The following is an 8,536-nucleotide window of genomic DNA, read 5'->3' as shown; positions in this document are numbered from 1 at the left end:
CCAGCGGGCCCCGCGCGCGCCCCGGCCGGGCCAGGCGCCGCGCCGGCGCCGGCGGCTGTGGTGGCTGCTGCCGGCCGCCGTCCTGCTCGCGGTGCTGGGGTACCTGGCCTGGCAGTGGCTGAGCCCCGCGCTGAGCGTCACCGCCGTCTCGGTGCACACCGATCCCGCGGGCCCGGGCTGCGACGGCACCGCCGTCGTGGTCGGCACGCTGACCACCGACGGCCGCGCGGGGACGGTCTCGTACCGCTGGAAGCGCAGCGACGGAACGGTCTCCGCCGACCTCACGCAGCCGGTGCTCAAGGGCAGCCGGCAGACGGACGTGGTGCTGCGCTGGACCTTCCAGGGTCACGGGACGCTGGCCGCCACCGCCACCCTGGAGGTGCTCTCCCCGGACGCCCGCAGCGCCGCCACGTCGTTCAGCTACACCTGCCCCTGAGCCCTCCGGCCCTCGGCCGCGTTCGCGCCCTGATGCCGCCGGCCGGCCCCGGTGGCATCTTGCTGACAGCTGGCCGATTGCTGCAGATCACTGGCCGTCAGTGGTCGGCGGTGGGGAGAGTGGGGGTGTCGAGATGCCCCGCCCCGCCCGAGATCCGGTTGCGGGCAGGCGTCGACGGTAGGGCTGCCGTAGCCCGAGGACCGACCCGACTCCCCTTCTCCACAGCCGAGTTGCCAGCAGCCGCGGATCGTCGGCCGGCCGGCCCGGGGTGTCGCGGGTCCGCACCGATCGCTACCTGCCGCGGAGCGCTGCCACGTGCTCGCGCCAGTTGGAGGAGGACTCATGACAGGCGAGACGCCCCATCGCGAGATGCCCGGTTCCGTGGTGCTGGAGGACCGGCCGGCGTCCCGGGAGCAGGATCGAAGGAAACCCGAACTGGCCGGCTACGTCAGGCTGATGGACTTCCTCGACGAGGCGGGCCGGCCGTACCGCACGATCGACCACGCCCCCGAGGGCCAGACCGCGCGCGCCAGCGTGCTGCGCGGGCACGCGCTGGCCGCGGCGGCCAAGTGCATGGTGGTCACCGTCGTCGGGGCGGCCGGCCCGGACGGCTCGGCACCGGCCGCCCCGGTGCACGCGGTCGCGGTGATCCCGGGCGACCGCCGGGTGGACCTGGCGAAGGTGGCGTCGGCCTGCGGCGGTGGGCGCGCCACGCTCGCCGAACGCGGTACGGCCGAGCGGCTGGCGGGCTCGGTGAGCGGCACGATCACGCCGTTCTCCTTCCACCCGCAGCTGCGCCTGCTGGCGGACCCGGCACTCTTCGACCACGAGGAGCTGTACTTCAACGCCGCCCGGCTGGACCGCTCGCTGGCGATCCGGGCCGAGGACTACCGCGCGCTCGCCGCCCCCCGGGTGGTGGAGATCTCCGAACCTCCGCGCTGAGCGGACCGGGGTGCCCGGCCGGCCACGGAGACCCGCGGCGCCAGCAGCCCCGCCTCCGTGGCCCGGACCCCGGCCTGGAACCGGGTGCCGGCCCCGAGCGCGGCCATCACTGCGGCGACGTACCGGCGGTAGGTGCGCAGCGACACCGCGAGTTCGCGGGCGGCGACCTCGTCGGTGAGGCCGGCGTCCAGGCAGCGCAGGATCCGTCGGGCGCGTGCGGCGCCGGCCCGGTCCCCGAGGTCGACCGGCTGGGCGACCGGGCCCGCGCGGAGCCAGAGGTTCTCCACGAGCGCGTCCAGGGTGCGGACCACCGGGGCGCAGTGGATCAGCACGGCTCGCGGGCCGTCGGCCGTCCCGGTGCGCAGCAGGGCACTGCGCCCGTCGACGACGAGGGCGTCCAGCGCGAGGGGCGCGACGGTGGCGCGGACCGTGAGAGTGCGCGGGTCGGCCCACCGGAGCGGTTCCGCGGAGCGCGCCCGTGCCAGCCGGCCCGACGGGCCGAGGATCCGGATCCGCGCTCCGCCGGGGCCGGCGGCGAGCGGCGGGCACCAGGGCGCGGGTCCGTCGGTGCGCTGCTCCTCGTCGGCGCCGAGCAGGACGGTGGTCTGCTGCCGGGCCCGGGCCATCAGTTCGGCGCCGGCCGCGCGCAACGTCGCCCCGTCGGGGTGGAGTGTGAGGAACGAGCCTTCCTGGGTGGGGCGTTCGCGGTAACGGGCGACCGTCGACTCGAGCAGTGCCTGGGTCTCCAGCAGGGCGCGTTCCACCTCGTCGCCGGTGCTCGCCGCGCCGCGCGGGCCCGCACGGCCGGGGGTCGGACCCGCGGCGGCGAGTGAACCCGCGGCTCCCCTCGGCCCGGCGGCCCCTCCCGCGGCCGGGTCGCCGTCGGCGGGGTCGCTTCCGGTCGGCCGCACCAGGCCCAACTCCACTGCGCGCGCCCCGGCTTGGAAGCGGGAGGTCGCACCGAGCGCGCGCAGCAGCTCGGCGACCTGGCGCCGGTAGGTGCGGGTCGAGATCCGCAGCCGCTGGGCGGCCACCTCGTCGGTGTGGCCGCCCTGCAGCTGTGCCAGTACCTGGTGGGCGGACGGGCCCGGGCGGTGCGGCGACGCCACGGCGGTCGGCGGCGCCGACAGCGAGGGTGACGCCGAGAGCGCCGGTGAGAGCGGCCGGGCGCCGGACCAGACGCCGCCGAAGAGCAGAGCCAGGGCCCGGACCGCGGCCGGGTCCTGGACGGCGAAGACCTGCCGCCCGGCCGGTTCTCGTGCCGAGCGCACCAGGGCGATCCGGCTGTCGACCAGGATCGCCTCACCCTGGGCGAGGGCGCTGACCCGGACCTCGTCACCGCCTCTCCCGGCGACGCCGCGGACGGCCGGCAGCCGTGCGCCCGCCGGCCCGCAGAGCAGCCGGACGGTGACCCCGGGCCGGGCGAGGACGCGCAGTTCGGCCAGCGCCGAGCCGGTCGACCAGGCCTGCCGCTCCACGCCGCCCACCAGGATGTCCACCGACCTCTCGGCCCGGCGGATCACCCACGCGGCACTGTCGACGCCGCCACCGTCGGACGGCCCGCCCGCCCCACCGGGCCGCGCGGTGCGTCGGCGGTGGGCCGAGACGCTCGCCGCGATCAGGGCGTGGGCGCGCAGCAGTGCCTGTTCCACCTCGTCCGCAGGCTCGTGCACGGCCGCCCCTCTGGGAGAGGGGCCGCGCCCGCCCCGTCGACCGGTCGGCCCCTCGGCGCACGCTACTGGCGCGGTCGCGGGCGCGGCAAAGGTGCGCGGTTGGTCAGCGGCCGCTCCGCGCCGCCCGGAATCCGGACAGCCGCCCCGGTCCGTCCAACTGTCCGCGGGCTGCAGTTGAACGGACCGGGGCGGTCAGCCGGTCGGTGCCTGCTCGACCAGGACGCTGCCGGCCAGGGCGCCGGTGCTGGTGTTCACGATGCCGCTGGCGGCGGAGACCGGCAGGCCGCGGGCGTTGGCGCCGCCGAAGCCGTTCACCCCGGTGAAGGCTCCCCAGGTGACCAGCCAGGGCGTCAACTCGCCGCTCTCGTCCAGGAAGTACTCCGGGATGGGCTGAACCCGGCGCTGCAGCAGGTACGGTCCGTCCAGCGCCTCGGTGACCTGCGCGCGCCACTGCTCGGGGGTGACCCGCTCGTCCCAGCCGAGCACGATGCCCTGACCGCCGTGCAGCAGGGTGGGCTTGAGGGCGAGGGACTCCTGGTGGGCCAGCGCGTACTCCAGCAGGTCGACCTGCTCGCCGCTCTCCAGGGTGACCGGGCCGGAGCGCGCCATCCGGGTCCACGGCAGCAGGCGGTCCAGGCTCGCCAACTCCTCGGCGCTGAAAAGGTGCCGGTTGCGTTCGTCGGAGAGCATCGCCATCGCGCCCTTGCTGGTGTACGCCTCGGTCTCCATCGGAGTGAAGATCCGTACCAGGCCGGCCTCGGCCGCGTCGAGGACCGGGTCCATCAGGGCCGGCGCCTCGGGGGACTCCAGCAGGTCCTCGATCATGAAGGTGCGCACGATGATGTCGATGGCCCGGCCGTCCAGCCACACCCGGCCGTCGCGCACCTCCAACTCGCCGATGTGGCAGGCGTAGGCCTCCAGGCCGTAGCCGCCCCAGCGCTCGCAGAGCAGCTTGTTGTAGGGGGCCAGCGTCTCGTAGCTGCTGGGCCAGTCGGCCAGCGCCACCACCGGGTGGTCGTCGAGCGTGAAGCCGCACTCGGTCACGGTGTTGACGACCTGGACCTCGGTGGTGTCCACGTAGGCGAGCCGGTGCTCGTCGGCGAACGCGCGCAGCAGCGGGTGCTCCAGCAGGAGTTCGGCCATGTCGCCGTTGTCCATGCCGCCCAGCGCGCTGCCCATGTTGCACTCGAGCATCTTGAAGCCCGACTCGGTGAGGTAGAGGTCGGCGCGGGACTGGCGGGTGACCGAGCTGCCGCGTCCGCGCATGATCGCGGACACCTGCACCTCGGTCATCCCCACCGCGCGGGCGAAGGCGGCCAGGTCGCCGCCGAAGAGCCGTTCCGGCAGGCTGGTCAGGGCCTGGTGGAACTGCTCCAGGTCGTGCTGGAGGCCGATCTGCTCCTGGTGGCCGAGGAGCAGTGGCCGGGAGAGGAATCCGCCACCGTAGAAGGCGGTCAGCTGGGCGGACTCGGTCTGGCGGCCGACCAGTTCCGCGGCGGTGGCGCCACTGGTCCGGATCCGGGCCAGGTAGTCCTCGGTCAGTGTCGCTCGGTCCGTCATCGCTGCTGCCTTTCTCAAAGGGTGGTTCGTGTGCCGGTGGTGCGGTGGATCAGCCTTCGCGCAGTTCGAGCGTGCAGCACTTGACGCTGCCGCCCGCCTTGAGCAGTTCGGAGAGGTCGACGCCCAGCGGGTGGAAGCCGCGCTCCTTGAGCTGCTCGATGAGTCCCGAGGCCGCCTGCGGCAGCAGCACGTTGCGGCCGTCGCTGAAGGCGTTGAGGCCGAAGACCGCGGCGTCCTCGGCGGAGGCGAGGACGGCGTCGGGGTAGAGCTCGCGCAGCACGCTGCGGCTGCCGGGGGTGAACGCCTCGGGCCAGTACATGATCTCGGTGTCGGAGAGCACCGAGAGCGCGGTGTCCAGGTGGTAGTGGTTGGGGTTGACCAGGGTCAGTCCGGTGACCGGCAGGCCGAAGAACTCCTGCGCCTCGGCGTGCGAGCGCTGGTCGGTGCGGAAGCCGGTGCCGGCCAGGATGCGCCGGCCCACCGGCAGGTAGTCGCCCTCGCCCTCGTTGATGAACTCCGGCCACAGCACGTCCTGGTAGCCGTTGGCGACGAACCAGGCGAGGTAGGCCGGGCCCTCGGCGGTGCGCTCCGCGTGGCGGAACCGCGCACCCAGCACCTTGCCGTCCACCACGGTGGCGCCGTTGGCGGCGAAGACCATGTCCGGCAGGCCGGGCAGCGGGTCGATCACCTCCACGGTGTGGCCCAGCGAGATGTACAGCTCGCGCAGCCGCTCCCACTGGAGCAGCGCCAGGTTGTTGTCGACCGGCTTCTCCGGGTGCATCCACGGGTTGATCGAGTAGCAGACGTCGAAGTGCCGTGGGCGGCACATCAGAAGCCTGCGCGGGGTGGCCACCCGCAGGCCGAGCGGCTGCTGCTCGGCGCCGATGACATCGGTGTGGGGCATGTCGCGATCCTCTGGTGTGAGTGGGTCGGCCCCGCGGCAGGCCTGGTGGGCCGGCCCCGGGTGGTGCGGCGGGATGGTGCGGCGGGGTGGTGCCGTGATCCGGTGGTGCCGTCAGCGGGTCGGTCCGTGAGTGAGTGGGGCGGTGGGGCGGTGGGGCGGTGGGGCGGTGGGGCGGTGGGGCGGGTCGGGCGGGTCAACAGGTCCCGTCGGTGACCCGGGCGGTCTCCAGGACGTCGAACCAGCCGTGGCTGATCAGCGAGGTCGCCAGCAGGGTGGGGTCGCCACCGGTGTCGATCACCGCCACCTCGGGCAACTCCACGGCCACGTGGCCGCGTTCGAAGCCGGAGGCGGTCAGGAAGACCACCGACTCGGTGCCCATCCCCAGGGTCTCCGCGGCCCGGCGCAGGTTCCCGGCCCGCGGCGCCCAGTTGACCACCCGGCGGGAGAAGACCTCCGGGCGCAGCAGGACCTCAGGGCGCTCGCTGAGCACCCGTTCCACCGGGTCGGGCGTGTGGTGGTCGGAGTGGAAGACCATGACGCCCTGGTCGACCAGGTGGCCCACCGTGCGGCACAGTTCGCGCGGCCAGCGCTCGGAGTCCGCCCCCAGGGCCAGCAGCCGCCGGGAGAGCCCGAGCCGGGCCTGCCCGATCCGCCGGATCTCGTGCGCCAGCAGCAGCAGCGCGCCGTCGGTGTACGGCGGTGCCGGCCGGCGCAGCAGCCGCTCGTCGCGGGCCGCCAGGGGCGTGGTGGCGAGCAGTCCGGCCAGGTCCACCACCTCGATCCGCCGGTCCCGCTCGGCCAGCTCCAGCAGTCCGGCGTTGAGCCGGTACCAGAGCCGGGTCAGGGTGCCGCGGGCGCGCACCCCGATGACCGTGTCGCGCAGCCTGCGCGGCAGCGGGACGGTGTGCAGCACCAGCGTGGCCGTGCTGTCGCCCAGCGCGTTGACCGCCAGGGTGGCCAGCTGCTCCAGGCGACGCTCCAGGTGCTCGGTCAGGGTGTCGGGGGCGGCGAGGTCGAAGCGGTCGGGCAGGAAGGAGGACTCGTCCAGCAGGCAGGCCACCAGGTCGGGGGCCGTGCCGGGCAGGCCGGCCGCCAGGGCCGGCTCGAAGCTGCGCGGTGACAGCTCGGCCAGCTCCGGCCGGGCGCCGGCCGCGGCCAGCACCGCGCGCAGCAGCGCGGCCAGCAGCCCGGCCGGCGGGAGCGGGTCGGGGGTGCTGCCGCGCAGGTCGAGGTGGAGCTGGCCGTCCGGGAAGCGCTCGCACAGGTGGTGGGCGGCCCGTACCGCGGTGGCCGTCTTGCCGATGCCGCCCGGACCGGTGAGCACCGCGACCGCCGGCCGGCCGGCGGCCGGCACGGTGAGCGGGATGCGGACGTAGCCCTCGAAGGCGCCGTCCACGCCGAACCGGGAGCCGGCGGCGATCCGCACCCCGCTGCGCTCGCCCGCCGCGGCCAGCGCGCTGCCGGAGCGGCCCGCGGTGTCGGCCCACAGGGTCAGCCCGCCGCGGGGCTCGGCGAACCGCCAGTCGGGCAGCTGCCGGGAGAGCTCGGCCGCCAGCGCCCGGTGGCTCTCGCGCAGCCGGGTCAGCTGGAAGTCGCGCACCTCGGCCAGCCGTTCCTCGATCAGCGTGGCGGCGATCAGCTGCTCCAGCACCGGGGTGCCGACGTCGCTGTAGACCCGGTCGGTGGCCAGCCGGCGCACCAGCGCGGGCGCCGCGCGGACCCAGCCGACCCGCAGGCCGCCCCAGAGCAGCTTGCTGGCCGAGCCGACCGTGACCACCTGGGCGGAGCGGTCCAGCGCCGCGGTGGGCCGTACCCGCTCCTCCTCGGGCAGGCCCCAGCCCAGCTCGGCCATCGTCTCGTCCACCAGCAGGACGGTGCCGGCGGCCCGGGCGGCGACGAGCAGCTCGCGGCGCTGCTCCTCGTCGATCAGTGCGCCGGTCGGGTTGTGGAAGTCGGGGATCACGTAGGCCAGCCGGGCCGCGGCGCCGGTCAGTACCCGCCGCCACTCCGGCAGGTCCCAGCCCGGTGGCCGGGTGGGATCGTGGGGGCGGGCATGGGCGACGGGTACCAGCCGGGCGCCGCCGATCCGCAGCGACTGCAGGGTGTGGGCGTAGCTGGGGGCCTCGACCGCGACCCGGTCGCCGCGCGCCACCAGGGCGCGCCGGAGCAGGTGCAGGGCGCCCATCGCGCCGGTGGTGACCAGGATCTGGTCGGGGGTGGTGGGCAGGCCGCGGGCGGTGAAGCGCCGGGCCAGCGCCTCGCGCAGGACCGGCAGGCCGGTGGGGTAGTGCCCGTGGCCGGCGGCATAGGCGGGCAGCAGCTCGACGGCGCGGGCGGCGGCCTCGCCGAGGTGGGGCTGCGGGGCGGGCAGCGCGGCCACGCCCAGGTCGAGCACCCGGCCGCTCTCGTCCGGCGGCAGGGGGTGCAGGGCGTCGCCGGGTGGGCTGCTGCCCTCGGGCAGGGTGGTCCAGCTGCCGGAGCCGCGCCGGCTCTGCAGGTAGCCCTCGGTGCGCAGCGCCTCGTAGGCGGTGGCGATGGTGGTGCGGCTGAGGCTCAGCGCGCCGGCCAGTTCGCGTTCGGCGGGCAGCCGGGAGCCGACCGGCAGCCGGCCCTCGCAGATCAGCGCCCGCACCTGGCCGGCCAGCGTCCGGTAGGCGGGGGGGGGGGGGCGCGGGGGGGGGGGGGGGGGGCGCCCCCCCCCGGCGGGTGCGGGCAGCCGGGTGCCGTGCAGCAGGCGGGCGAGGGTGCCGGGGGTGACGGTGCTGTGCCAGTCGGCCATCTGAATCAGTCCACCTGGTGCGGATTGGCTATGGAGGGGCGCTGAGTGGACTTCCCATCATGGCAGAGCGGACTGCCCCACCCGAAGGAGTTCCCATGGCTGCCCTCACCCTCCCCGCCGATCCCCGACCGACCCCGCTGGACCGGCCGGCCGACCCCGCCCCCGCGCCCGGCCCCGGCCCCCCGCCGGCCGGGCGGGCGCTGGGGCGGCGGGTGCCGCCGCTCCTGGGCTGGCTGGGGGTC

At 75.6% G+C, this 8,536-nt stretch carries 4 protein-coding genes and 2 pseudogenes; 2 read left to right on the top strand and 4 right to left on the bottom strand.

Features of this window, described 5'->3' with window-relative positions; translation table 11 throughout:
* Window positions 1-436, top strand: a pseudogene (locus ABD323_RS02070) (hypothetical protein); the annotation flags it as partial.
* 342 nt (window positions 437-778) lie between these two features.
* Entirely contained in the window at window positions 779-1,378 is a 600-nt protein-coding gene (locus tag ABD323_RS02065; protein WP_344438314.1) for a YbaK/EbsC family protein, read from the top strand.
* Here the strand turns inward: ABD323_RS02065 and ABD323_RS02060 are convergent.
* The 4 genes and pseudogenes from ABD323_RS02060 to yczR form a co-directional block, all read right to left on the bottom strand.
* Entirely contained in the window at window positions 1,324-3,051 is a 1,728-nt protein-coding gene (locus tag ABD323_RS02060) for a hypothetical protein (RefSeq protein ID WP_344438313.1), read from the bottom strand. The two genes, ABD323_RS02065 and ABD323_RS02060, sit on opposite strands and share 55 nt — an antisense overlap.
* Before the next feature lie 192 nt (window positions 3,052-3,243).
* Window positions 3,244-4,611 carry a hypothetical protein gene (locus ABD323_RS02055; protein ID WP_344438312.1) on the bottom strand — a complete coding sequence of 456 codons (1,368 nt, stop codon included), beginning with the start codon at window positions 4,609-4,611 and terminating at the stop codon, window positions 3,244-3,246.
* Between the two features lie 49 nt (window positions 4,612-4,660).
* Window positions 4,661-5,515: a dimethylargininase gene (gene ddaH / locus ABD323_RS02050; protein WP_344438309.1), complete on the bottom strand. Its 855-nt coding sequence runs from the start codon at window positions 5,513-5,515 to the stop codon at window positions 4,661-4,663.
* 1,273 nt (window positions 5,516-6,788) lie between these two features.
* Window positions 6,789-8,294: pseudogene (gene yczR / locus ABD323_RS46200) on the bottom strand (MocR-like transcription factor YczR); the annotation flags it as partial.
* Window positions 8,295-8,536 lie beyond the last annotated feature (242 nt).

The organism is Kitasatospora nipponensis (assembly GCF_039528135.1).
In the GTDB taxonomy this organism is placed as follows: Bacteria; Actinomycetota; Actinomycetes; order Streptomycetales; family Streptomycetaceae; genus Kitasatospora; species Kitasatospora nipponensis.
The sequence above is the reverse complement of the archived record's forward strand: the minus strand, read 5'-3'. Positions and strand labels throughout refer to the sequence as shown.

What these genes read in the sequence shown, in the direction of transcription:
- ABD323_RS02065 (WP_344438314.1), top strand. Translation starts at nt 779, where the DNA reads ATGACAGGCGAGACGCCCCATCGCGAGATGCCCGGTTCCGTGGTGCTG.
- ABD323_RS02055 (WP_344438312.1), bottom strand. Translation starts at nt 4,611, where the DNA reads ATGACGGACCGAGCGACACTGACCGAGGACTACCTGGCCCGGATCCGG.
- ddaH (WP_344438309.1), bottom strand. Translation starts at nt 5,515, where the DNA reads ATGCCCCACACCGATGTCATCGGCGCCGAGCAGCAGCCGCTCGGCCTG.